This window comes from Erwinia artemisiae (assembly GCF_051400835.1).
GTDB lineage: Bacteria > Pseudomonadota > Gammaproteobacteria > Enterobacterales > Enterobacteriaceae > Erwinia > Erwinia aeris.
Window position 1 is genome coordinate 104,089 of sequence record NZ_JBLFFM010000003.1, and the last position, 24,694, is coordinate 128,782.

At 57.5% G+C, this 24,694-nt stretch carries 17 protein-coding genes and 2 tRNA genes; 5 read left to right on the forward strand and 14 right to left on the reverse strand.

Annotation, left to right across the window (positions count from 1 at the left end):
• Together ACMGEE_RS08370 and ACMGEE_RS08375 are read left to right on the forward strand one after the other, a co-directional pair.
• Positions 1 to 77, forward strand: a tRNA-Met gene (locus tag ACMGEE_RS08370).
• 59 nt (positions 78 to 136) lie between these two features.
• A tRNA-Met gene (locus ACMGEE_RS08375) sits at positions 137 to 213 on the forward strand.
• Between the two features lie 83 nt (positions 214 to 296).
• Here the strand turns inward: ACMGEE_RS08375 and amiC are convergent.
• Positions 297 to 1,547 (reverse strand): N-acetylmuramoyl-L-alanine amidase AmiC, encoded by a 1,251-nt coding sequence (gene amiC, locus ACMGEE_RS08380; RefSeq protein WP_253458789.1) that lies wholly within the window; start codon positions 1,545 to 1,547, stop codon positions 297 to 299.
• A 224-nt stretch (positions 1,548 to 1,771) separates the two neighbouring features.
• Between amiC and argA the strand changes: the two genes are divergently transcribed.
• Both argA and ACMGEE_RS08390 read left to right on the forward strand, forming a co-directional pair.
• On the forward strand, positions 1,772 to 3,115 hold the full coding sequence (argA, locus tag ACMGEE_RS08385) for an amino-acid N-acetyltransferase (RefSeq protein ID WP_253458786.1): 1,344 nt from the start codon (positions 1,772 to 1,774) through the stop codon (positions 3,113 to 3,115).
• 431 nt (positions 3,116 to 3,546) lie between these two features.
• Positions 3,547 to 4,458: a hypothetical protein gene (locus ACMGEE_RS08390; RefSeq protein WP_436829882.1), complete on the forward strand. Its 912-nt coding sequence runs from the start codon at positions 3,547 to 3,549 to the stop codon at positions 4,456 to 4,458.
• 89 nt (positions 4,459 to 4,547) lie between these two features.
• Here ACMGEE_RS08390 and recD read toward each other — a convergent pair whose 3' ends face one another.
• From recD to ACMGEE_RS08415, 5 genes are all read right to left on the reverse strand, one after another.
• A complete protein-coding gene (gene recD / locus ACMGEE_RS08395; RefSeq protein WP_369895930.1) occupies positions 4,548 to 6,371 on the reverse strand; it encodes an exodeoxyribonuclease V subunit alpha in 1,824 nt (607 codons plus the stop codon).
• The gene (gene recB, locus ACMGEE_RS08400; protein ID WP_436829883.1) at positions 6,362 to 9,898 is read right to left on the reverse strand and encodes an exodeoxyribonuclease V subunit beta; all 3,537 of its coding nucleotides are present in this window, start codon (positions 9,896 to 9,898) and stop codon (positions 6,362 to 6,364) included. The genes recD and recB overlap by 10 nt, the downstream gene beginning before the upstream one ends.
• Positions 9,895 to 12,780 carry a pitrilysin gene (gene ptrA, locus ACMGEE_RS08405; RefSeq protein WP_253458770.1) on the reverse strand — a complete coding sequence of 962 codons (2,886 nt, stop codon included), beginning with the start codon at positions 12,778 to 12,780 and terminating at the stop codon, positions 9,895 to 9,897. The genes recB and ptrA overlap by 4 nt, the downstream gene beginning before the upstream one ends.
• Before the next feature lie 139 nt (positions 12,781 to 12,919).
• On the reverse strand, positions 12,920 to 16,288 hold the full coding sequence (gene recC / locus ACMGEE_RS08410; protein ID WP_436829884.1) for an exodeoxyribonuclease V subunit gamma: 3,369 nt from the start codon (positions 16,286 to 16,288) through the stop codon (positions 12,920 to 12,922).
• 104 nt (positions 16,289 to 16,392) lie between these two features.
• Positions 16,393 to 17,142, reverse strand: coding sequence for an oligogalacturonate-specific porin KdgM family protein (locus ACMGEE_RS08415; RefSeq protein ID WP_253458764.1), 750 nt, complete (start codon positions 17,140 to 17,142; stop codon positions 16,393 to 16,395).
• Between the two features lie 230 nt (positions 17,143 to 17,372).
• Between ACMGEE_RS08415 and ACMGEE_RS08420 the strand changes: the two genes are divergently transcribed.
• A complete protein-coding gene (locus ACMGEE_RS08420; RefSeq protein WP_253458761.1) occupies positions 17,373 to 17,519 on the forward strand; it encodes a hypothetical protein in 147 nt (48 codons plus the stop codon).
• 1 nt (position 17,520) lies between these two features.
• On the opposite strand, the gene ACMGEE_RS08425 is transcribed toward ACMGEE_RS08420, so the two are convergent.
• The 8 genes from ACMGEE_RS08425 to rppH all read right to left on the reverse strand — a co-directional run bounded on the left by ACMGEE_RS08425 (position 17,521) and on the right by rppH (position 24,242).
• Complete coding sequence (locus tag ACMGEE_RS08425) at positions 17,521 to 17,814, reverse strand: prepilin-type N-terminal cleavage/methylation domain-containing protein (RefSeq protein ID WP_436829885.1); 294 nt, start codon at positions 17,812 to 17,814, stop codon at positions 17,521 to 17,523.
• A 16-nt stretch (positions 17,815 to 17,830) separates the two neighbouring features.
• On the reverse strand, positions 17,831 to 18,271 hold the full coding sequence (locus tag ACMGEE_RS08430; RefSeq protein ID WP_253458756.1) for a DUF2509 family protein: 441 nt from the start codon (positions 18,269 to 18,271) through the stop codon (positions 17,831 to 17,833).
• Positions 18,268 to 18,819 carry a prepilin peptidase-dependent protein gene (locus ACMGEE_RS08435; RefSeq protein ID WP_301730163.1) on the reverse strand — a complete coding sequence of 184 codons (552 nt, stop codon included), beginning with the start codon at positions 18,817 to 18,819 and terminating at the stop codon, positions 18,268 to 18,270. The genes ACMGEE_RS08430 and ACMGEE_RS08435 overlap by 4 nt, the downstream gene beginning before the upstream one ends.
• Positions 18,810 to 19,352, reverse strand: a complete 543-nt coding sequence (locus ACMGEE_RS08440; RefSeq protein ID WP_436829886.1) for a prepilin-type N-terminal cleavage/methylation domain-containing protein — start codon at positions 19,350 to 19,352, stop codon at positions 18,810 to 18,812. The genes ACMGEE_RS08435 and ACMGEE_RS08440 overlap by 10 nt, the downstream gene beginning before the upstream one ends.
• Before the next feature lie 295 nt (positions 19,353 to 19,647).
• A complete protein-coding gene (gene thyA, locus ACMGEE_RS08445; protein WP_253458753.1) occupies positions 19,648 to 20,442 on the reverse strand; it encodes a thymidylate synthase in 795 nt (264 codons plus the stop codon).
• On the reverse strand, positions 20,439 to 21,320 hold the full coding sequence (lgt, locus tag ACMGEE_RS08450; RefSeq protein ID WP_253458750.1) for a prolipoprotein diacylglyceryl transferase: 882 nt from the start codon (positions 21,318 to 21,320) through the stop codon (positions 20,439 to 20,441). The genes thyA and lgt overlap by 4 nt, the downstream gene beginning before the upstream one ends.
• A gap of 139 nt (positions 21,321 to 21,459) precedes the next feature.
• A complete protein-coding gene (ptsP, locus tag ACMGEE_RS08455) occupies positions 21,460 to 23,706 on the reverse strand; it encodes a phosphoenolpyruvate--protein phosphotransferase (protein ID WP_253458747.1) in 2,247 nt (748 codons plus the stop codon).
• 11 nt (positions 23,707 to 23,717) lie between these two features.
• Entirely contained in the window at positions 23,718 to 24,242 is a 525-nt protein-coding gene (gene rppH, locus ACMGEE_RS08460) for an RNA pyrophosphohydrolase (protein ID WP_125287387.1), read from the reverse strand.
• Positions 24,243 to 24,694 lie beyond the last annotated feature (452 nt).

The following is a 24,694-nucleotide window of genomic DNA, read 5'->3' on the forward strand; positions in this document are numbered from 1 at the left end:
CGCGGGATGGAGCAGCCTGGTAGCTCGTCGGGCTCATAACCCGAAGGTCGTCGGTTCAAATCCGGCTCCCGCAACCATTTTCTCAGGAAAATGTAGTAGTAAAAAAGTCTGCCGTGATGGAAGCGTCAGCATCGGACGCGGGATGGAGCAGCCTGGTAGCTCGTCGGGCTCATAACCCGAAGGTCGTCGGTTCGAATCCGGCTCCCGCAACCAACTAAACACCCTTTCGGGTGTTTTTTTGTTTCTGGCGTTGCAACTTTCTTATTTTATCGGACGACCTGTCGCCGCCCGCTTTCCTATCTTGGTGCTAACGGTGCGCCGTGGGCAAAATAGCCTTTAATCCCTGCCAGAATCGACTCCGCCACCTGACGCTGGAACGCTGCCGTACGCAGTTTGCGCTCCTCCTCCAGATTACTGATAAAAGCCGTTTCCACCAGAATGGAAGGAATATCCGGCGCTTTCAACACCGCAAAAGCCGCCTGCTCCACCTTCTTCTTGTGCAGATGATTAATTTTGCCCATATGTCCCAGCACTTCCTTGCCGAACTTCAGGCTGTCGTTAACGGTCAGGCTCTGTACCATATCGAACATAGTGTGATCAAGGTAGCGATCGCCGCTCATGCTGACGCCGCCGATCAGATCCGATTCGTTCTGCGTTTGCGCCAGATAGCGCGCGGCGGTGCTGGTTGCGCCTTTAGTCGACAGCGCGAACACGGAAGAGCCTCGCGCCGCCCGGCTGGTAAAGGCATCGGCATGAATAGAAACAAACAGATCGGCGCGTAATCTGCGCGCTTTTGCCACCCGCACCTTCAACGGAATAAATACGTCGTCGCTGCGTGTCATATGCGCGCGCATATTGGGCTGCTTATCGATTAGCGCTTTCAACCGACGGGCGATTTTCAGCACCACGTCCTTTTCTTTGGTTTTATGCTTGCCGATAGCACCGGTATCTTCGCCGCCGTGACCGGGATCGATCATGATAATAATCGGACGATCCCGCCCCGCTTTGCCGGGCAACGGCGCGGAAGCGGGCTGGCCGCTTTCCAGCTCGCCTTTATTGTAATCCTGCAACAGCGCCAGCAGCGGATCGTCTTCATGGTTATGGCTGCGGTTTCTGGCCGGATAGAGATCCAGCACCAGGCGGTTTTTGATGCCGGCGACCGGATCGAGCGTAAAGACTTTTGGCGTCACGCTCTGCTTCAGCTCCAGCACCAGCCGCACCGTATGGCGATCGAACTGGCCGACGCGCGCGCTTTTAATATAGGGATCGTCGCTGCGCACCAGATGCCCGACCTGATGCAGGGTCTGATTCAGGTGCACGCCGGAGATATCCACCACTATGCGTTCAGGATGACTTAACGCAAACTGTTTATATTTCAGCGGAGTATTGGATTCCAGCGTGACGCGGGAATAGGTTGAAGACGGCCAGATGCGCACGGCCACAATATGGCTGCTTGCCGCCAGTCCCGCTTTGCTGACGCTCAGCAGCAGCGCTGCGCCAGCGCCCTGTAGCCAGCGACGTCGGCCGGGCGAAGGTAAATCAGACATGCCACTCCAGTAAGAAATTGCTGTTTTGTAAAGAAAAATAAAACCAAAAAACCACCAGGCGCAAAACTGTAGCGAATCCTGCTGCCGGTGTCACCCCCAAAAGCCCTTCACGGGCCGCAGCGTTAAGCTACGTTAAAGAGAAGGTTGAAAATTGGCACTTGCGCCCACGCGATAAAAGAATAAAAATACATTTTTATCGAATAATAATTCATAGAGGGTTTGCCGTGAAGGAACGGAGTACCGAGCTGGTTCAGGGGTTTCGCCATACCGTGCCCTATATCAATGCCCATCGTGGTAAGACGTTTGTCATTATGCTGGGCGGCGAAGCCATCGAGCATGATAACTTCTCAAGCATCGTTAATGATATTGGCCTTCTGCACAGCCTCGGCATTCGCCTGGTGGTGGTATACGGTGCCAGGCCGCAGATTGACGCCAATCTGGCGGAGCATCAGCTGGAGCCGGTTTATCACAAGCATACCCGCGTCACCGACGCGCAGTCGCTGGAGCTGGTCAAGCAGGCGGCAGGCCGTTTACAGCTGGATATCACCGCGCGCCTGTCGATGAGCCTCAACAACACGCCGCTCCAGGGCGCGCATATCAACGTCGTCAGCGGCAACTTTATTATCGCGCAGCCGCTGGGCGTGGATGACGGCGTGGATTACTGCCACAGCGGCCGTATCCGCCGCATCGATGAAGAGGCTATTCACCGTCAGCTCGACAGCGGCGCTATCGTGCTGCTGGGGCCGGTTGCCGTTTCCGTGACCGGCGAGAGCTTTAACCTGACCTCGGAAGAAGTCGCCACCCAGCTGGCGATCAAGCTGAAGGCGGAAAAAATGATCGGCTTCTGCGCGGAACAGGGCGTGACCGACAGCGAAGGCGCAATTATCTCCGAGCTGTTCCCGAACGAAGCGCAGCAGCGCATTATCGAGCTGGAAGAAGGCCATGACTATCTGTCTGCGACCGTGCGCTTTTTACGCGGCGCGGTGAAGGCCTGCCGCAGCGGCGTGCGCCGCAGCCACCTGATTAGCTATCAGGAGGACGGCACGCTGTTGCAGGAACTGTTCTCGCGTGACGGTATCGGTACGCAGATTGTGATGGAAAGCGCCGAGCAGATCCGCCGCGCCACCATCAACGACATCGGCGGCATCCTTGAGCTGATCCGCCCGCTGGAGCAGCAGGGCATTCTGGTGCGTCGCTCGCGCGAGCAGTTAGAGATCGAAATCGACAAATTTACGATTATCGAGCGGGATAACCTCACCATCGGCTGCGCGGCGCTCTACCCTTTCCCGGAAGAGAAAATCGGCGAGATGGCCTGCGTCGCGGTACACCCGGACTACCGCAGCTCGTCGCGCGGCGAAGCGCTGCTGGAAAGAGTGGCGCTGCAGGCGCGGCAGATGGGGCTGAAAAAGCTGTTTGTGCTGACCACGCGCAGCATTCACTGGTTCCAGGAGCGCGGCTTTACGCCGGTCGATATCGAAGAGCTGCCGGAAAGCAAAAAGCAGATGTATAACTACCAGCGCCGCTCAAAGGTGCTGATGGCCGATCTGAGCCATGCGCGGATGGCGTAGCGAAAAAGCTATGTACCTGCCTCCAGGGGACGATTAAATCAGCCGTGGAGGCAGTTGAACTCATCGCAGGTGTGGCGTAATATTTAACCAGTTATGCATTGACGACCCCGTCATTATTCCAGAGCAGGATTTAGCTATGTCGCCGCGTGAGCTTAAAGAAAAACAACATCAGGTCTATGCAGAGCGTATGAAAGCGCTTAACAAAGGCCAGCTTGCTCCTCAACCTTTGAGTGAAAAGCCCTGCTATAGCGCCAGTCGTAAGTCTTCTCGTCGGGCTAACGTTAGCTTTGCATAGTGAAAATAAACCCTCCTCGGGATGGTTATTTTTGTATTAATAATGATTAACTCAACTGCCTGATTTGCCTCACTGACTTTATTTTACTGAGCCCATCCGCTATCGACATCTTTTTTAATTTTTGTTGGTTAACGCTATGGCAGAACTACACATTCCCACTTCTGAGCAGGTTTACCTACTGAATCATGAGCTGATAGCACATGCGAATGAACTACAGGATCCGGTAATTACGGTCGGCGGTCAGGCTGTTTTTTATTGGGCATCTTATTATCAGGAACTTTACCCCGCAACCGAGCAACCAGACGAACGCGCACTTCGCTCTGTGGATATCGATTATGTTTCCAGAAAAAGAAATGTGATCGGTATAGGTAAAGCGCTTAATATCGAACCGAAATTTCAGGAACCTTTTACCCCTCCGTCTATCGCAATTTTTTCACTGATTGATCGAGACACGGCAAAGATAAAAGAGTTTGGCGGACGCCTGTTTTCTAATGCTGATATTCAATATCGTGAAAATATTATCGATATTATAGACAGGCCTTCCGGCTTTCAGCATGACGAGTTCACCGGTGAAAAGCTGCTGTTAAACACAGAACCATTTATAACGCGTCATATAAAATCCGGCGTGCCGGAAAGCCATGATCTGGTCAGAGTGCTTAATCCTGTTGCCTGTATGAGATCGCGTTTCGCTAATATTGCCGAAAAAATCAAGCCCGATACAGAAACTGAAAGCCTTCGGATTAAGAGCCTGATGCTTCCCGTATTCTATTTTTTACTGGATAAGTTCGAGTTTGAGCACTTTCGTCACGCCAGACGCTTTTTAGACAGTTTCATCCAACTTACGCAGCACAGTGCCTGGCGACGTATCCAGACACGTCAGAATATCCCTCTCTATAAAATTCTCGAACAGCTTTATATATTTCTTAGTGCGAACAGAAAAGATTATGAGCTTGACGACAGATTTATCGATCGTGAACTCTGCAAAAAAGCCCGTGAAACCCGGGCTTTGTTTGAACGATTACAAAAAGTTAGCCGAACATCAGGTTAGCATTACCGAGCTGTTTAGTTGCAGAAAGAAGATGTCTGACAGGCATAACGTTGTAATGTCAGATTAAGCAAGTCAGCTATTTTCTCACTTTACCCCGCCAGCCGTTCCACCAGGCCGCTGCGGCGGCGCGTGCGCATCTTCACCGCGCTGTTCAGCACCTGATTATCCGCATACAGCGTCAGGCGTTCTCTGGCGCGGGTGATGGCGGTGTAAACCAGCTCGCGCGTCAGTACCGGCGCAAACTGATTCGGCAGCACCAGCAGCGTATGATCAAACTCCGAGCCCTGTGATTTATGCACGGTCATCGCATAGGCAGTTTCATGCGGCGGCAGGCGGCTGGGCTGCACGGCCCGAATGCTGCCGTCGGGCAGCGGGAAGAACACCTTCAGCGCGCCTTCCGCATCGTTCATCGCAATGCCGATATCACCGTTAAACAGCCCCAGCGCGCTGTCGTTGCGGGCGATCATTACCGGCCTGCCGATATACCATTTGCTGCCCGGCTGGCGCTGGATCAGCCGTTTTTTCTGCAAGGCGGCCTCAATACGCTCATTAAGTCCGAACACGCCAAACGGCCCCTCCCTCAGCGCACACAGCAGCTGAAAGCGGCCAAACGCCTCAATCACCCGGCGAGGTTCCGCCTGGTCGGCAATCTGCTCAAGATAGTCGCGATAGCCTGCCACGCTGGCGTCCAGCAGATGCTGATACTCTGCGCTGCTGCTCAGCGTAAAGCGGGTAATATCAGCAAAATCCGCGTTAAATACTTTTTCAACCTGACGGATATCGCCCGCGTTGACCGCCAGCGCCAGCTGCCCGATGCCCGATGAGGCGTCGAAACGGTAGCTTTTACGCAGCAGGCAAATGCTGTCGCGCACCGCTGGCGCCAGCTTGTCCTCCTGGCCTGCAATCTCGCAGCCGGTCAGGCGCATCAGCATTTCCGCGCGCTGGCTGCTGTAGCCGGACTCCGCGCAGCGGCAGATATCGCCGAGCACCGCGCCCGCTTCCACCGAGGCAAGCTGGTCGCGATCGCCCAGAAAGATCACCCTGGCGTGCGGCGGCAGCGCGGCGATCAGGCTCGCCATCATCGGCAAATCCACCATAGAAGCTTCATCCACCACTAACAGATCCAGATGCAGCGGATTGCCCGCGTGATAGCGCATCCGCTGGCTGCCGGGCACCGCGCCAAGCAGGCGATGCAGCGTGGTGGCCTCGGCAGGAAAACGCTGTTTTTCCGCTTCGCTGACTTCAAGCCGCTGCAACGCTTTGCCCAGGGATTCGGTCAGCCGCGCCGCCGCTTTACCCGTCGGGGCGGCCAGGCGAATACGCAGCGAGCCGGAAGAAAGCTCCAGCAGCGTCGCCAGCAGTTTGGCTACCGTGGTGGTTTTGCCCGTTCCCGGCCCGCCGGAGATCACCGCAATTTGCCGCGTGATCGCCACCGCTGCGGCGATTTTCTGCCAGTTATCCGGCTGCTCGCCAAAATGCCTGTCGAGCGCGCTGCGCAGCCGCTGTTCGTCAAAGGGCGTATGGGCTTCACGCACGATAAACTGCGCCACCTGCCCTTCCGACTGCCACATGCGATGCAGATAGAGCCGCTGCTGATGCAGTACCAGCGGCGTTGCCGTCGTGCCGTCGCCCACGGCCTGCGCCGATGACAGCAGGTGATGCCAGTCCGGCTCGCCAACGGCCTGCCACAGCTGACCGGCCAGCTCAGGATGGCGTCCGCCGAACAGCAGCGCTTCGCTGAGATGCGTCAGCGGCAGGCACACGTGCCCCTCGCCCGCTTCGGCGCTGACGCAGGCCGCAGCCAGCATCAGCGCGGGATGATCGTCGCCCGCCACCATGCGGGCGAACTGCACGTCCAACGGACGCAGCAGTCGCGCCTCACAGGCGGAGAGCAGCAGTTGCGCTATGGCCATAGTTCCTCCTGAAATTCCCCGGCAAACAGCGCGTCGAGCGACTGCACAAAAGCCGCTTCCGGGCAGGTGCGGAAGATGCCGTTTTCACGCGCCGTGCCGTCCACGCCGCGCAGGAAAAGATAGATAACGCCGCCGAAGTGGCGCTGATAATCGTAGTCAGCCAGACGATGACGCAAATAGCGATGCAGCGCCAGCGTATAAAGCTGATATTGCAGATCGTAACGGTGCGCGCGCATCGCTTCCGCCATCGCTTCCGGCGTGTAGTGCTCGCCCGACTCGCCCAGCCAGTTGGATTTATAATCCAGCAGATAATATTTTCCCTGCCAGCAAAACACCAGATCGATAAAACCTTTCAGCATTCCCTGCACCTGCTGAAAGTTAAGCGGCGGGCAGCCGGCCGACAGCGGATCGTAATGGCGCACCAGCCGATCCAGCTTTTCCGCCATCAGCATTTGTTTGATGGGCAGATAAAATTGCAGCTCCACCTGACGGCTTTCCGCCGGTAGCTGGCTCAGGCTGACGCCGGTTTCATTCAGCGGCGTGGTCAGCACGTTTTCCAGCCACTGTTTCATCACCGGCAGCCAGGCAAGGTCGTGCCCCTGTCCGGCAAGCTGTTCGCTCAGCCAGGCTTCATCCACCGGCTGGGTAAAGTCGAGGTTTTCAAACAGGCCGTGCAGAAAAGTGCCCGGCGCCGCGCCGCGAGGAAAAGTATGCGGCGTCAATTGCGCAGCCTGCTGGCTTTGCGCCTCGCCCGCCGCGTCAACGTCCAGGCGCGGCAGCAGATCCAGCGTGACGGAATGGCCGTGCTGCTGTAGCCCGGAATAGCTGGTCACCCGCCACTCGTCGCGCAGCTTGCGCGCCATCGCTTTGCTGCTGAGCGCGTGTAAGGCGTGCCGCTGCGGCTGCCAGGGAGCGCTTTCCGGCGTCTCCGCCAGCACGGTTTCTACCGCCTCGTTTTGCATTGTAAGCAGCTGCTCGCGTAGCGCGGTGGCGTCAGCCGGTTCGCCCTGCTGCAACAGCCAGCCCAGCGCGCTGCGGTGCAGATCGCTGTTGCCTTCTTTTTTACGGTTGCCTTTGATCAGCGGCGCAACGCCCACGCTACAGTGATGAACGGAGCGCGTCAGCGCCACATAGAGCAGGCGCAGATCCTCGGCCAGCCGCTCCTGTTCGGCCAGCTCAAGGCTTTCCTCGTCCTCGCGCAGATCCAGCAGCGCCTGATAATTCTGTCGATCGTGATAGATGCCCGTGGCCGCTTCGCGATAGTTGGCAACAAACGGCAGCCACACCAGCGGATATTGCAGACCTTTCGATTTATGGATAGTGACGATCTGCACCAGGTGGCGATCGCTCTCCAGCCGCAGCTGCTGACTGGCCGACTGCCCGTTGGGCTGCGCCACTTCCTGCGCCAGCCAGCGCACCAATGCGTGCTCGCTGTCGAGCGACGCGGAAGCTTCCTGCAACAGCTCGCCCAGATGCAGCAGATCGGTCAGGCGGCGCTCGCCGCTTTCCGAAGCCAGCAGGTTTTCCGCAATCTGCCGGTTGACCATCAGCTCGCGCAGCATCGGCAGCACGCCCCGCTTCAGCCAGCGCTGACGATAGTGGTCGAACTCATCCACCAGCGCATCCCATTTGCGCTCGTCCTCGCTCAGATCCTGCAAGGTCGGCGCATCCAGCCCGAAGATGCTGGTAGCGAGCGCGCTGCGCAGAATACGTTCCTGCTCCGGCGCCAGCACCGCCTGAAGCAGCCACAGCATTTCACGCGCTTCCTGGGTGGCGAACACGCTGTCGCGGTTGGAAAGGTAGACCGAGGGAATATTCAGGGCGTTGAGCGCTTCCCGTACCAGCGCGGCTTCGCTGCGGCTGCGCACCAGCACGGTGACGTCCGAAGCCTGCACCGGCCGCAGCTCGTTGCCCTTGCCGATCTGCGCCGTGCCTTGCTGTCCCGCGCTCAGCCAGCGGCAGATATCCACCGCGCACTGGCGCGCCATAAACTGCTGATATTCCGTCACGCCCACGCCGTCGCCCGGCTGTAGCCAGAAGCGCAGCGCGGGCTGCTCCTTGCCCTCAACGGTAAAGCTCAGCGCGGCGTTGGGCGCGGCTGGCTCAACGCGAATAAAGGGAATTTCGCTGAACAGAAAGGGATCCTGCATGCGGGAAAAGAGCTGGTTAACGCTGTTAACCATCATCGGCGACGAGCGCCAGTTAGTTTCCAGCGTGTAGTGAGCGCTGACTTCCCCACGCGCTTTCATATAGGTAAAAATATCCGCGCCGCGAAAAGCGTAAATCGCCTGTTTGGGATCGCCAATCAGCAGCAGCGCGTTGTCGGGCTGCTGGCCGTAGATACCGCGGAAAATACGGTACTGCTGCGGGTCGGTATCCTGAAATTCATCAATCAGCGCGACCGGATAGCGGGTTCTGATCGCCTGCGCCAGCGCCTCGCCGCCCGGCTGCCGCAGCGCGCTGTCGAGGCGCTGTAGCAAATCATCAAACCCCAGCAGCGCGTTCTGGCGCTTCTCTTTCTGGGTTGCCTGGCGGATTTCCTCCAGCGCGGTGGCGATCACTAAATCGCGCAGTGACAGCGGCTCGGCCAGAAAACGGTCGATCTCTTCGAACAGCGGATGCTGCGGCGGCTCGCCCTTTTTGGTTTTTTCATGCAGCACGCGCTGGCCAAAGCGTTCCAGCTCTTTGGGAAACAGATAGTCCAGCGTCTCCGCCATCGCCCACTGGTTCAGCTTGTCCAGCCAGTTAGGTAAGTGCTTACTGCTGTAGCTTCGCTTATCCACGCCCGATTGCGCGATCAGATCGTGCAAATTACCGGCCGCCAGCCAGGCCGCTTTCAGGCCGTCGATCTGCGCGATAATTTTGTCGTGACGTTCGCTAAAGGTTTCCTGCAAATCAAGCGGATATTTCAGAACCGGCGCTTCACCGTTCAGCCAGGGCAGCAGCGTGGTCAGCAGCTGCTCCGGCCCCTGCCACATCTGGGTCATTACCCGCGCTATCGGCAGCGGCAGCGGATAGCAGTAGCGGCGCCAGAAGTCGGCGGCGGCCTGACGGCGCAGCGGAAACTCATCCTCAATCAGCTGCTGCTCAAACAGCATGCCTGACTCAAAGGCGTTCAGGTTCAGCATGCGCTGGCAGAAGCCGTGGATGGTAAAAATCCCGGCGTCGTCCATCTGCCGTTCTGCGGCCAGCAGCTGCGCGGCCGCCTGCGGCAGGTCGTCGATTTCCGTCAGCAGCTGGGCCAGCACGCCGTCAGCCGTATATCCGCGCACGCAGGCGATACGCAGCCGGTGGATGTTTTCACGGATGCGGCCGCGCAGCTCTGCGGTGGCCGCTTCGGTAAAGGTCACCACCAGGATCTCTTCAACCGACAGCGGCCGCCCGAACGACGCTTCGCCGCCCAGCCCCAGCAGCAGACGCAGGTAGAGCAGGCCGATGGTAAAGGTTTTCCCCGTGCCCGCCGAGGCTTCTATCAGCCTTTCGCCTTTCAGCGGCAGCGTCAGGGGATCGAGACGCTGGACCTTCATTTATCGCTTTGCACCGGAAAAGATTGCTGTAGCTTCGACACTTCCTGCCAGGTGGTAAAGCCCGCCGGCTTCGCATAGTCGGCCTTGTCGTGCTGGCTGCCGGAGATCTGCGACAGCAGCGTCAGGCCCTGCGGTTTGCTGACCGCATCGTGGAAAAAGGCCGCCAGCTTCTCTGGCGTCAGCGCCTGAATACGGGCAACCACTTTTTCACGTGTGTCGAAGCGGTAGTTCTGCCGGTTGAAATCTTTACTGTAGCGGCCCGCTTCTTCATCCAGCGTTTGCGGACGCTGCTTCAGCTCGTTGATCATTGCCGCCTGATACTGGGCGAAATCCTCTTTGCTCATCTCGCGCAGGCGCTTTTCCGCCGTCGGATAGAACGCCTCAAAGCGCTGCAGCAGATAAGCGGGCTGCTTAACGTTGCTTTGCAGCAGGAAGCCGATGCCCCACTGGCGACCAACCGGCATCTGGAAGGCGAATACCGCATAGCCAAGCTGCTCCTCAGTACGCAGCTGGTTATAGAACCACGGCTGCACAATCTGGCTGAGCATGGCGCTGCTGGCGATGCTGTCGAACTCTTCATAGCCGAGCGGCACGTACAGCGCGGCCAGCGCGGAATCGGTGCTGCTGCCGGCCTGTTGTAAATTGGCGTTTGCCGTTTTATCCACCGTCAGATAATCGCTGTGCCAGCTGCTCTGCCCTTCGCAGTTAAGCTGCGCTTTCAGCGTGGTCGCCAGCGCCTTGACGCTTTCCGGCGTCATATTGCCGACCACCATCAGCTCCGGCGTCGCTTTTTCCAACAGCATACTGCGGTAATTCTTCAGATCGGCCAGCGTAATACCGGCCACCAGCTTACGGCGCTCGCTGCGTTGGGTATAGGGCAGCTGCGACAGCATTTGCGCGGGCTGAATAGCCAGCTCGAAGGCCTTCCCTTTTTCGGCGGCGTCCAGACGCTCCAGATACCAGGACTTCGCCTGATCCAGCTGCTGCTGCGTTGGCTGATAGCTGGCGTACTGTTTCAGCAGCGTCTGCATCAGCTCCGGCAGGTGCTGAGTAAAGCCGCTGGCGTTAAAGGTTACGCCGTCGTTTTCGCTGGTGGAGAAGCTGATGCCGCCAACCGAAGCCTGCGAGTTCAGCTCGTCCAGCGCCTGGCCTGCCAGGTAGTCATTCATGCCGAACAGTACCTGATTTTTGGCGGTACTCATCGCCTCTTTATTCCGCAGCGCCAGCGTGATGTTGGCTTTGGGATCGTCCGCGTAAAAGCGGCTTGGCATATAAAACACGCGCAGGCCCGGCTGGTTAACCAGCGTCTGCGGACGGTCAACCTGCTGCGCCGGTTTAATCAGCGTGAAATCAGACGGGATATAGGGATTCAGCACGGGCAAATCCAGCGAAATAGCCGCGCTTTCCTTCTGCCAGGCGGCAAAACGCTCCGGCGTGATGCGATCGACCTGATAAGGCGCATTAACGAAATAGGCGGTCTTATTGTGCGGCTCGTTCGGGCTGATAAACCAGATCCGGGCGTTCTGCGGCGTCATGCCGTCCAGACGCGCTTTAATCGCCTGCGGATCGTAGCGATCGGCGATATAGGACGCGACCAGCGTGTCGGTAACCGGCACGCGCAGCATGGTATCCACCAGCCATTCGATATAGTCCATGTCACGCGTGATCGACGGATAGCGGAAGTCCAGATCCAACACGTGCGCCATTTCATCAAAATAGCGTTTGTCGATGCCTTCGTTACGCAGCTTGTTCAGATAGCTGAACACGGCGGCCACCACCCGATCGCGGTTTGCCTGCCCCCGATCGGTCAGCGAAATAGAGATGGAAAAGACGCCGCCGTTGCGATCGATAACCGGATCGGCGCCGGCATCAATAGAATCGGCCAGGCCCTGGCTTTGCAGCCAGTCGGAAAGCGTATTTTTGCTGCGATTGCCGATCAGATAGGCGATTAGCGTATCGGTCTTGCTGCGAAACTGGTCGCTGTTATTGTCGATGCGAAACTCGATCCTGACCTGCTTGCGCGGCTGGGCCGGCACGTAGTGGATCACAATGCCTTTCTGCTGATCCGTCACCACCGGCACGGTAATCGCAGGCACTGCGGCATTGTGGTTCGCCACTCTGCCAAAGGTAGTGGCCGCGATTTTTTGCAGTTCCGCCAGCGGCTTATTGCTGTAAATCACCGCTTTCATCAGGTTGGCCGAATAGTAGCGCTGATAAAAATCCTTCAGCGCATCGTGCAGCTTGCTGTCCGGTTTGTCTTTCAGCGTGTCCAGGTTGCCGCCGGAAAAAAGCGAGCTGGGATGGTCAGGATTCAGCGTTTCCGCGCCGACCTGCGCCATGCGCAAGCCGTCGCGCGAGCGCGCCATCGTCAGCTCCGCATTCACCGCATGGCGCTCGCGATCGGCATTAACCGGATCCAGCAGCGGTTCGGCGATGGCATCCGCCAGCCGATCCACCGCCGGGGCCAACGCATCGTTTTCCACTTCCAGGTAGAAAGCCGTGCGGTAGGACGCCGTGCTGGCATTGTGGCTGCCGCCGTGCTTTTTCAGGAACTCCGCCAGATTATCCGGCTGCGGATAGCGTTTTGACCCCATCAGCAGCATATGCTCAAGATAGTGCGCCAGACCCTGCTGGTTACGCGGGTTGTCCAGCGAGCCGATGGGCAGCGTCAGCGCCGACAGGGATTTTGTCGCCTGCGGATCGGAAACCAGCAGTACCGTCATGCCGTTGTCGAGTTTGATCGCCTGATACTGGCGCGGATCTTTTTCACTTTTGCGGATAGCTTCAGGGATCGGCTGCCAGCCTGACTGTGCCTGGCTCAGCGGACTCCAGAAGGTAAAAAGCAGAAACAGCGTGGTGAACCAGACTGCATAACGACGCATTCAAACTCCTCGACAATCTAACGTGCTTTCTGCGCCCCCGAAGCGGCGACAGCTAAACGACGACCCTAAAGACTCCGCTGGCTAAGAGCGGACAGAAAAAAAAGCGAAATGGGGTTATAAAGTAACACTACAGGATGTCTCAGTTAATGTCATTCATCCGCAGCAGCGGCAGCAGCCAGACTTCGGCGTTGTGCGTGATTTGCTGTAGCGTTGCTTCATCCAGCGTGCGGAACAGCCGGGCCAGATAGGGATCGCTGCCCTCGCCTTCCATTTGCATATTGCCCTGCCAGGCCTGCAGCAGCTTATTGCGCGCTTTTGCCTGCGTCGCCTCATCGTAAGAGACCGCCGCCGCCTTTTCGTCATAGCAGGCCTCCAGCCAGGCACCGCCGGTTTTGGGCAGCAGCAGCAGCGGCGCGCACATGCCTGCTTTATAGCCTTCGATATAGCGTTCAAGCCAGCCGCTGGCCTCAATGTCGGAGAGCGGCGGGAACCACCAGCGGCTCTCTTTACGTCCGTACATGCGGCTGGCGCCGCTGCCGCCCAGCACGCAGTAGACCAGATGTTCCAGCCACAGCGCCAGCCCGTCGGTAAAGTTAAGGTGGCCTGGCCGCCAGCGCAGCAGGCCATCGTCCTGTACGGCAGGCAGCCAGCCGCTCAGCTGAAGCCCGCCAACCTGAAGATTGATTTCCTGGCTGACGGCATCCTTGCGCTGCTCGCGCACCACGCCGGCCAGTTCGGCCATATCCGCCAGCTGATCCTGCCAGAACAGTTCGCCCCAGGCGCCATACGGCAGATTGCCCGCCGCGCGATGACGATCGAACAGCGGTTCGCCCGGCTGGCCTTCAATCAGGGTATTCAGCAGCTGGGTATTGAGCTGGTAACGGCTGAGGTTATCCAGAATAAAAGGTTCCGCATCCGGCAGTTCCATGTCTTCCGCGCTGAAGCTGACGCCCAACCGCAGGCTGAAAAAGGCGCGTACCGGATGACGCCAGAAACGCAGCAGCTGGTCGAAGTTAAGCTCGGCAATATTTTCCTCCGGCAGCGGCTGCATAAATGGCGGATGCGGCACGCCGCTCGCCTTCGCTGCCGGTAGCCACTCCGCCGCATAGCTCTGATAACGCGCCTGCGGCAGAAAATTTTCCGCCGCAAACGGCATCCTGCTGTGTAGGTGATGCAGATGCGCGATAACCCGCGCCGCGCTGGTATCCACATCGCTCTGACGGTCTTCCGGCAGACAGAAGCTTTGCCCGATATAATCCACCAGCTCGCTGACCAGCACCGAAGGGAATCGTTCCGAATTGTCCTGTATGGTGCGGCCGATATAGCTGATATAGAGCTGATGCTGAGCGGAGTTAATGGCTTCCAGAAACAGATAGCGGTCGTCGTCGCGACGGCTACGGTCGCCTTTTTTCGGCTGCTGGCTCATCAGATCGAAACCCGGCGGCGGCAGCGTGCGCGGGTAGACGCCGTCGTTCATGCCCAGCAGGCAAACCACCTTAAAGGGAATGGATCGCATCGGCATCAGCGTACAGAAGTTAACCGGGCCAGCAAGAAAGCGCTGGCTGATCCGCTCCTGATCCAGCCTGGCGCGCAGTTCGTCGCGCAGCAGCGACAGCGGGATAGCCTGCTGATATTCGGCCTGAATACCGTAGCTGATGGCCTGCTGCCACTGCTCTTCAATCAGCGCCAGCGCCGCTTCCGCCTCGGCATCGCCTTCAAAGAAATCGCCAAGCAGCTCGCGACAGAGCGGTAGCCACGCCTCCAGCGCTCTTGGCTCGCTCAGCCGCTCGCGCCAGCGACGCAGCTGCATTAACAGTTCGGCCAGGTGCCCCACCAGCTCGGCAATCAGGCCGCTGGATTCATCATAGGGCAGCACGCCCTGCCAGTGGCCGATATCGCTGTGCATGGCGTAGCCCAATAGCATTCTCGTCAGGCCGAACTGCCAGGTATGCTGTCCGGTTGGCGGCAGATCCAGCTCGCGCACCGTGTCGTCATCCAGCCCCCAACGAATGCCGCACTCGCCGACCCAGTGCCGCAGCCGCCGCAGCCCTTCTTCATCAACAGAGAAACGGCTGGCAACCGCCGGCACTTCCAACAGTGCCAGTACGCTTTCGGAGGTAAAGCGGCTGTCCGGCAGGCTCAGCAGCGCAATAAAGGCCTGCAAAGCAGGATGCGCCTGGCTGGCGCGACGGTCGGAGATGGAAAAAGGCAGCCAGCGTTCCGCAGGCGCATTGCCGAAAACCGCCTGGATAAACGGCGTGTAGGCGTCGATATCCGCCACCATCACGATAATGTCGCGCGGCGAAAGCTGCGGATCTTCCGCCATAATCGCCAATAGCCTGTCCTGCAACACTTCCACTTCGCGCTGCGGGCTGTGGCAGAGGTGAAAAGTCACCGACTGGTCGTCGGGATCCAGCACCCGCTTGCCCAGGCTGGATTCCCACTCTTCCCGCTTCAGGCCGATCACGGCATTGTCTTCCAGCTCCAGCAGATCGTGCTGTAGCGTTTGCAGCAGCGTGGTCGGTTCGATATCGACAAAGGCGTCGATTTCCCGACACTCCATCTGCGCCAGCAAAAACAGGTTGTCGCGCCCCAGCTTACCCCAGGAAGCCAGCAGCGGATTGCTCAGCTGCTGCTCGCCCGCCTCGTTAAACAGGCTGGCGGCGTCTTCTTCACGAAACAGCGCGCTTTCCCGCTGCTGTTTGTAGTGCTCGCGGCGGCGGCTTTGCAGCTTAGCCAGAAAAGCGTAATCCTGAATGTCACCCCAATAATGGCGGCACGGGTTGGTAAACAGCAGGTGGATATCGATATGCTTGCCGAGCGCCTGAAGCGCCTGGAGGTACACCGGCGGCAGCGCGGAGATGCCGCAGATAAATACGCGATCCGGCAGGTTTGGCGGCCGGGTACTGCTTTGTTCCAGCGTGGCGATAAACCGCGCGTAAAGATTGGCGCGGTGCCATTCCGGATGGCCCAGCTCGCGGTTCCAGGCAACCAGCTCCGCCCACAGCGGCGCCTGCCACTGCTGCGCTTCGCCCAGCCCTTCGATCTGCTGCCCTTTTTCCCAGCTGTTAAGCCACTCCGAGCGGTAAACCAGATACTGGTCGTAAAGATCGGCTACCCGCGATGCGAGCTGAAACAGCTTACGCTTGTCCTCGTCGTCAGAAAGATAGTGGCTCAGCATAACGAATTCCGGCCGCGACAGCAGCTTCGGCAGGATAGTCATCAGCTTCCAGCTCATGCTGGCTTTGCTGAAGGCGCTCTCTTTAGGAATGCCCGGCAGAACGCGGACAAACATATCCCAGATAAAGGACGCGGGCAGCGGAAAGGCAATATTAGCCGCAATGCCGAACTGCTCGGCCAACGACATTTGCAGCCACTGCGCCATACCGGGACTCTGCACCAGCACCACTTCGGACTGGAAAGGATCGCGCAGCGGCTGGTTTTCAATATGAAAAGCCGCCAGCGTTTTTAAAAGATCCAGCTGATTCGAGTGATAAACGGTAAACATGCCTGCTCCTGGTACGGTGTTGCGCTCTGCGTGCACACTCTACCCCGTCCGGAGGCTGTTGCAAATGCGGCTGTCAGGCCGTTTACCGTTTATGTAGCCGAAAGTTATTTAAAGGTGTAAGCGACCCCCAGTCTTAAGCGGAGCTGGCGCTCGCTGGAATAAGCGCTGCGGCCGATATCGGCGAAGGTGACATAAGGCCGCCACTCTCTGTTCGCGCCAACTACATAATCAAACTGTAGCTCCTGCTCGTAGTTATTTTTCTTATTGGCGAACAGTAAATCGTCACCGTGCATATAAATGTATTTATAGGTGGTGGTTAAATCTTTCCAGCGGTAGCGGAAATAGGCATCAAAGCGGTTAACGGTACGGTGCTTGTCCAGGCTGCAATAGTCGTGACCGGCTTCACCGCACTGGCCGTCATGCGCATAGTCGCTTAGCTCCAGGCGATACATGCCGCCAACAGACCAGCTGTCATTAATTTTATACCAGGGCACGACGCCAAATTTCCATTCCGTTCTCACCGAACTGAACTCTGGCTGAATAAAAGGGGTAAAAGTCCAGTCGCCATAAAAAAAGTTTTTCATCAGCGTCATTTCGACTACGTTCAAAACTATGTCGTTATAATATTTATCTTTCGGGTCCGGGCCGCCGGTTTTAAATTTGGTTTCGACGCTAAAAACGTAATTATCAGGCAGGCTGGCACCCAGCGCCAGCTTATCGTAGTGGGTGCGGTCGCGCAGGCGGTAGCCGTGTCGATAATCCACGGTCACATCTTTGACGGCATCTGCGCCCGCCGGGGGAAGAAATACCGCGGATAAAGAGAGGGAGAGTAAAAGTTTCGTTGCTATTTTCATCTTGTTTCATCCGTGAAGGTTTATTAAAAGAGCCTGTTACTGACTGCATTAATTGCCAGGCAGATTCAGTCGGGATAGTTAACCGTCCTGGTATACCTCCTTAATACAAAAAGCCGCTGCCGTTCTGTGTTAATACTGACACGGGAAAAGATATTTTTATAAAAACTTTCAAAACCGCCTGAAAAGCAAAGTTACTTGATAAAAACAAAAATATTATGACAGGGAAAGTAATGGATAGTTACGTCCCGAACCTTCGCTATTTTGCCAGCTTGTTTTTTTCTGTGGCAGCAGAAAAAAGATTTCCGGCTGTTATCTCTCATAAAGAGATAATCGGCCGCTGGCTGCTTTCAGGCTTTTTCAAAACGACGACAGCATAAACTACCTGTGCAGCTCTGCACTTTCCTGTTGGTCTTCGCTTTTACAGCTCAGCTGCGATAATGCAGCTTTAGCCCCGGCAGGACTGATAACCCGCGCCGTTAACAGCATGCAGCCTTCGGTCAGCGTTTGCTGTTCCAGCATCGTCTGCCAGCCGGGCGCCTGATAGCCTCCGAACCGCTGCCGGGCCAGCCTGACCGCTTCCCGCTGCTGTAGCTGCAGCTGAAAGCTTCTTCCCAGCGCCAGCTGATACTGAACCAGCGCCAGCGAGCTCAGGCTAAACAGCAGCAGCGCCACCAGCGTTTCCGGCAGGCTAAAGCCCTGCGGTTTCCCTGTCCGGCAGGCAGTCTTCTTCCTGCGCCAACGGACAAAAATCAAGCCAGCCGTGCGGCTGTGGATGTACGCGGCCATTTTGTTCATCGTGGGTTACCCATTGATAAAAGGCGATAGTGTCTTTGCCGCCGTCACCACGTAATAAGGCTTCGCCTTTCGTTGTCACTTTAAAACAGGCCCGCCAGTCAGGCTGCTGCCGTGCCGTAAGGCAGCGCCAAACCACCGTCGACGCCCATTTTTCCCTTTTCCCCGCCTCCAGCGCCGAAGCGGCCAGGCTGGCCTGCCGCAGATAAAGCCGCTCGTCCGCCACAAGGCTTAACGATGCATCCAGCTGCTGTCGGGTGGCGTTGAGCAGCGCCGTCGACATCAGCAACAGCAGGATCGCCATCAGCAGCGCACCGCTTCCCTGCTGCGTATTCACAAGTTTTCCGCCGTGATCCAGCGCTCGACGGTTAGCGGCAGCTGCGGAAAACGTCTGGCATAGCCGCCAAGCAGCAGTCGGATCTGTCTCGCGTGCTTAAGCACGCGAAAATCGCTGATTACTATGCTGTCCGGGTCGTTCATTTTTTCCCATCCGCCGCTGTCGCAGCTCTGTACGCCGCGCTGCGCCTCCAGATTGCCGTCGCGCAGCCGGAAGCCATAGTAGTCGCTGTTGTCATTGCCCGGCCCTTCCCAGCGGCCGTTGCTGTTCTCGTCCCAGCGCACCAGCAGGCATGCGTTTTTTTCGCCGATCGTCTGCAGCCCTTCGCCCTGGCATTTGCCGTGACAGTAGCCCGCGCGCCGCACGCTTTTTTCCAGCGTGCTCATCATCAGCTGTAGCTCTTCGTGAAGCTGAAAGGTCAGCAGGATCCGCAGATTGCCGATCTGCAACAGCGGCAGAAATTTTGCCGCGCCCAGCATCAGTACGCCGCTAATCGCCAACGCCACTAACATTTCCGGCAGGGTAAAACCACCGCGCTTCACGGACAGGCATCCTGACAAATGCGCACCCTTGCCCTCGACGACAGGATAATATGACGTTCGCCCGCCGCGCCGACGATCACGATCCGGCCCGGTTTGGCCACGTTGCGGCGGCCATAAAATCCCATCCCCTCCGTGAGCGAGACTATTTTTATCGCAGGCCAGGGCGCAGTTAACGTTCGGCGCTGGCGGCCATGGCAGGACGCCTGCACCGGGCCGCTGCCCAGGCACCACGAAGCGCCATCCGTTTTCCACAGCAGCGCCTGCCGGTTATGCCAGTTTGTCTCGCTGCGCAGCCGCAGTAAAAAATGCTGGATTTGCCGCGCGCTCGCGTTTAGCCGCTGCGTCTGCTGCCACTGCTGCCAGCCACCGACCGCGCCGGCCATCAGCATGCTGGCGATAGTCATGACGATCAGCAATTCCGGTAAGGTAAAGCCTGCTCTGTTCATGTGCTCTATTGTGCCGTTGGCGAGCAAAGTTGCCAGCCACAAAAAGCCATCATGCGAGCGGCTTTCCGGCCGTTTACGCTTTGGATGTTTCATTACCTGTTTTTTTGCGGCCTGTATTGGAAAAACAACCTTTTCCGCTGCGGTTTTACCGCGCCATCCTGTCGGCAAAAATAAAGTTCAGACAGGTGGGCGCTTAAGCTCCGGGCAGAAAAGAAAGCGGTAAGAGAACGGCAGCGGCAAGAGAGCGGCGCTTAAGCTCTGGGCAGGAAAGAAAAAGGCAGAAATAACGGTGGCAACACGGGGATACTTAAATTTAGTACAGCAGAGAGAACGGCAGCAGCTTTGTCGGGTCGTAAAAAAGGGAGCGAAAGCTCGCTCCCTTAGTCGGTCAGATGGCGACCGGCGCCTTAATGGCAGGATGCGGATCGTAACCTTCGATATCGAAATCTTCAAAACGATAATCAAACAGCGAAGCGGGTTTACGTTTGATCACCAGCTTCGGCATCTCACGCGGCTCGCGGGTCAGCTGCAGATTCGCCTGCTCCAGATGGTTGCTGTAGAGGTGCGTGTCGCCGCCCGTCCAGACAAAGTCGCCCGGTTCCAGATCGCACTGCTGCGCCACCATATGCACCAGCAGCGCATAGCTGGCGATATTAAACGGCAGGCCAAGGAACACATCGCAAGAGCGCTGATAGAGCTGGCAGGAAAGCTTGCCGTCCGCCACGTAGAACTGGAAGAAGGCATGGCACGGCGCCAGCGCCATCTCGTCAAGCTCGCCCACGTTCCACGCGGAGACGATGATGCGGCGCGAGTCCGGATCGTTTTTCAGCTGCTCCATCACTTTTGCCAGCTGATCAATCTGGCGGCCGTCCGGCGCGCCCCAGCTGCGCCATTGCTTGCCGTATACCGGGCCAAGGTCGCCGTTTTTATCGGCCCACTCGTCCCAGATGGTCACTTTATTTTCTTTCAGATAGGCGATATTGGTGTCGCCCTTCAGAAACCACAGCAGCTCATGGATAATCGAACGCAAATGGCACTTCTTGGTGGTCACCAGCGGAAAGCCTTCCTGCAGGTTGAAACGCATCTGATGACCAAAAATCGACAGCGTGCCGGTACCGGTACGGTCATTTTTCGGCGTGCCCTCGTTGAGCACTTTCTGCATTAATTCCAGATACTGTTTCATTTTTCCTCACGAACGTGTTGCACGGTACGGCGGCGATACGCCCAAATCATCATAATCGCGCCGGCGATAATCATCGGCGTCGAAAGGATTTGCCCCATGCTGATAAAATTGTCGAACAGGCCCAGCTGGGCGTCTGGCTGACGGAAATACTCCACGATAAAGCGGAATACGCCGTAGCCGATCAGGAACAAGCCTGATACCGCGCCCATCGGACGATTTTTACGGATAAAAACGTTCAAAATGATAAACAGCACCACGCCTTCCAGCAGCAGTTCATAGAGCTGAGAAGGATGGCGCGGCAGCACGCCGTAAGTAGCCAGCAGCGACTGCCATTCAGGATGGGTGGCGGCCAGCGCTACGTCTTCGCCGCGCGAGCCGGGAAACAGCATCGCCCATGGCAGATCGGGCGCTACGCGTCCCCAGAGTTCACCATTGATAAAGTTGCCCAGACGGCCGGCGCCCAGCCCGAAAGGGATCAGCGGCGCGATAAAATCCGCCACCTGGAAAAAGTTGCGTTTGGTACGGTGGGCGAACCACAGCATCACGCAGATAACGCCCAGCAGGCCGCCGTGGAACGACATGCCGCCATCCCAGACCTTGAACAGATAGAGCGGATTATCCAGAAACAGCGGCATATTATAAAACAGCACATAGCCGATACGGCCGCCCAGGAAGACGCCGAGGAAACCCGCATAGAGCAGATTCTCAACCTCTTCTTTTTTCCAGCCGCTGCCCGGCTTGTTGGCGCGGCGTACGGCCAGCCACATGGCAAAGATAAAGCCGACCAGATACATCAGGCCATACCAGTGCAGGGCGATCGGCCCGACGGAGAAAATTACCGGATCAAATTGGGGGAAAGCCAGATAGCCGTTAGTCATCTTTCACCATTATTAATAGTCCCTGATTTCAGGTGACGGAATGAATAAAGCGCGCGTGCGGCGCCGCGCAGAGGCGCGCATCATAGCACAGGCCGCACGAAGGCGGCCCGATGGAACTTTGTAAACTTCAATAAGAGAACTATCGACCACCGCGGATCAGACCGCCCAGCCCGCGCCGTTCCATAAAGGCGGCGACCAGGTGGCGCACCTCATTTGCCTGTTCCGCCTGCAGGCCCGCTTCCGCCAGCTTCTGCGCCTCTTCGTAATCAATATGATGCAGAAGATATTTCACCCTGGCGACGTTGCGTCCGTTCATGCTCAGATGGTGATAGCCCAGCCCCACCAGCAGGGCGACGCAGCTGGAATCGCCCGCCATTTCGCCGCACAGACAGAGTTCGATATTGGCCCGCTTCGCCTCTTCCGCAATGGTTTTCAGCGCGCGCAGCATCGCCGGATGCAGGCTGTCGTAAAGGCTGGCGACGCGCGTATTGTTGCGATCGACGGCCAGCAGGTACTGCGTCAGATCGTTAGTGCCGACGGAGATAAAATCGACCCGCTTTGCCAGGTGGCCGATCATAAAGATCATCGAGGGTACCTCAATCATCACGCCGACGCGCGGCCTGGGAATCGGGTAGCCCAGCATCTCTTCCACTTCCTTTCCGGCTCGTTCGATTAGCCTGAGCGCCTCGTCGATTTCATCAATGCTGGTGATCATCGGCAGCAGAATGCTGAGGTTGTCGCTGGCGACGTTAGCGCGCAGCATGGCGCGTACCTGGACCAGAAAAATCTCCGGCTGATCCAGCGTTAGTCGGATACCGCGCCAGCCCAGGCAAGGGTTCTCCTCGCTTATCGGCATGTAGGGCAGCTGTTTGTCAGCGCCGATATCCAGCGTGCGCAGCGTAACCGGCTTTTCCAGGAAGAGTTGCAGCATCCCCTGATACTGCGCGACCTGCTCCTCTTCGGAAGGGAAACCGTTTTGCAGCATAAAGGGGATTTCCGTACGGTAAAGCCCGACGCCATCCACGCGGCCGCCCTGCGCCTGCTCATGCTCCGCGCTCAGGCCCGCGTTGAGCATCACTTTTACCGGCTCGCCCGACTTCAGCGTCGCAGGCCGCTCCACCACGTCTTCCGCCAGCTTGCTCAGCTCGTTTTCTTCGCTGATCAGCCGCTGATATTCCTGCACCAGCACCGGTTCCGGATCCACCAGCAGCTCGCCGCGATAGCCGTCCACGATCAGCAGCCTGCCGTTGAGCGCCTCGGGCTGAATATCCGCGCCCATCACGGTCGGAATGCCCATCGCGCGCACCATAATCGCCGCGTGCGAGTTGGCCGCGCCATCCCTGACCACCACGCCTGCCAGGCGATCGTGCGGCAGCTCGGCCAGCGTCGTGGCGGTCAGCTCGTCGGCCACCAGCACGAAGCGTTCGGGCCAGGTATTGGTGCCCTGCATGGTGTCGTCGAGGTGAAACAGCAAACGCTGCCCCAGCGCGCGCAGATCGCCCGCCCTTTCACGCAGATAGCTGTCCTGCAGGCTGGCAAACTGGGCGGCAAACTTCTCAATGACCTTCTTTACCGCCCATTCCGCCACGAAGCCGTTGTCGATCTCCGCAAAGAGATCTTTTTTCAGCCTGTTGTCGCTGAGCAGGTGCGAATAGAGATCGAAAATGGCGGCGCTTTCTTTATGCACGCTGGAGGTGAAACGTTTGCTGTAGCGGCGAAACTCGCCGGAAGCCTCGTCCATCGCCAGCGACAGCCTTTCGCGCTCGCGCACCGCATCCAGCGTGGAGGCCGCCGAAACGGTATCCAGCGACGGCTGGTTACTTTCTACCCAGCCTGCGGCCACCGCCACGCCCGGCGCGGCGGCCAGGGCGCGCACGCGGGTTTGCCGGTACTGTCCGAACAGCGTATTAAGCTGCGATTGAGAGAGAATAGTGGCCATTTGCGTAGCCAGCGTCACCAGAAACGATTCTTCGCTCTCGTCAAACTGGCGGTGCTCGCGCTGCTGAACGACCAGTACGCCCAGCAGCTGGCGGCGGCTGATAACCGGCACGCCGAGAAAAGAACGGAAGCGCTCTTCTTTTACGGAAGGAATATATTTGAAGCTGGGATGACTTTGCGCATCGGCAAGGTTGATAGGTTCAGCCAGACGCCCTACCAGCCCGACGATCCCTTCGTCGAAAGCCAGCGCGACGGTGCGGCCGCGCGGCTTTTTCAGGCCGCGCGTCGCCATCAGGTAATAGCAGCGACGGTCGTGATCGGCCAGGTAGACCGAACAGACTTCGGTATCCATTGCCAGGCAGATTTCGCTGACCAGAATGTCGAGCGCCTCGGTCAGCCGGGGCGCTCCTGCCACTTTCTCCACTATCTCGCGCAGCTGTATAAGCATATCTGAGCGGCTTACCCTCTCTTCCGTCGATAAGGCGTATTTCGCGGTACGGCATTCTCCTGCAGGGGCATCACCACGCTGGCGAACTCCTTCATCACCCGGCGATAAACGTCGCGTTTAAAAGAGACAACCTGACGTACAGGATACCAGAAGCTCACCCAGCGCCAGCCGTCGAACTCCGGCGTGCTGCTGGTTTGCATGTTGATATCCGCGTCATTGCACAAGAGTTGCAGAAGAAACCACTTCTGTTTCTGGCCGATACAAACCGGCTTTGTGTCCCAACGCACCAAACGTTTCGGCAACTTATAGCGTAACCAGTTCCGGGTAGAGGCAAGGATGCGCACATCTTTGCGGTGCAAACCGACTTCCTCAAAGAGTTCTCGATACATCGCCTGTTCTGCCGTTTCGCCAGGGTTGATGCCTCCCTGAGGAAACTGCCAGGAGTGCTGGCCATACCTTCTGGCCCACAACACTTGTCCCTGCCTGTTACAAATTACGATACCAACATTCGGGCGGTAGCCATCATCATCGATCACTGGACTACCTCAAAACTAATACTCGGATAGCCTGATTGTTTCATACTCCTTACAGACGGTAAACCACTGCTTTTGGGGCGTTACTGACGGCATTCGCGGGATAACTTGCGAACATTCGTAGAGTTATAAACAGAAATCGCCACTTTTGCGCGATCTTATTCACCTTTTCTGTGGATATCTTTGTGCAGAACTCTCCTGGCCGCTGGGGAAAACTCAGAGTGGCGCCTTTTAGCCCAAGGTTAATACTTTGGTTAACGCATTATAAATATTGGGATTTATCCAATTCTACCGCGTCCTTCTGCTGTTTCAGGGCCCCCGATCAATGACGGCACCAGGCAGGTGGCGAAAGATCGAACACCGACTTTTTTATCCACAGGATATGTTGCTATCCTAAGCAAAAAATGCGGTAACCCGGGTAAAACCGCCGCGTCAAGCCTGTAAATCGAAACAGT

Excerpts from the sequence above, each read along its gene's own strand:
- amiC (WP_253458789.1), bottom strand. The coding sequence starts at position 1,547 with ATGTCTGATTTACCTTCGCCCGGCCGACGTCGCTGGCTACAGGGCGCT.
- ACMGEE_RS08390 (WP_436829882.1), top strand. The coding sequence starts at position 3,547 with ATGGCAGAACTACACATTCCCACTTCTGAGCAGGTTTACCTACTGAAT.
- recD (WP_369895930.1), bottom strand. The coding sequence starts at position 6,371 with ATGGCCATAGCGCAACTGCTGCTCTCCGCCTGTGAGGCGCGACTGCTG.
- recB (WP_436829883.1), bottom strand. The coding sequence starts at position 9,898 with ATGAAGGTCCAGCGTCTCGATCCCCTGACGCTGCCGCTGAAAGGCGAA.
- ptrA (WP_253458770.1), bottom strand. The coding sequence starts at position 12,780 with ATGCGTCGTTATGCAGTCTGGTTCACCACGCTGTTTCTGCTTTTTACC.
- recC (WP_436829884.1), bottom strand. The coding sequence starts at position 16,288 with ATGTTTACCGTTTATCACTCGAATCAGCTGGATCTTTTAAAAACGCTG.
- ACMGEE_RS08415 (WP_253458764.1), bottom strand. The coding sequence starts at position 17,142 with ATGAAAATAGCAACGAAACTTTTACTCTCCCTCTCTTTATCCGCGGTA.
- ACMGEE_RS08420 (WP_253458761.1), top strand. The coding sequence starts at position 17,373 with ATGGATAGTTACGTCCCGAACCTTCGCTATTTTGCCAGCTTGTTTTTT.
- ACMGEE_RS08440 (WP_436829886.1), bottom strand. The coding sequence starts at position 19,352 with ATGAAACATCCAAAGCGTAAACGGCCGGAAAGCCGCTCGCATGATGGC.
- thyA (WP_253458753.1), bottom strand. The coding sequence starts at position 20,442 with ATGAAACAGTATCTGGAATTAATGCAGAAAGTGCTCAACGAGGGCACG.
- lgt (WP_253458750.1), bottom strand. The coding sequence starts at position 21,320 with ATGACTAACGGCTATCTGGCTTTCCCCCAATTTGATCCGGTAATTTTC.
- ptsP (WP_253458747.1), bottom strand. The coding sequence starts at position 23,706 with ATGCTTATACAGCTGCGCGAGATAGTGGAGAAAGTGGCAGGAGCGCCC.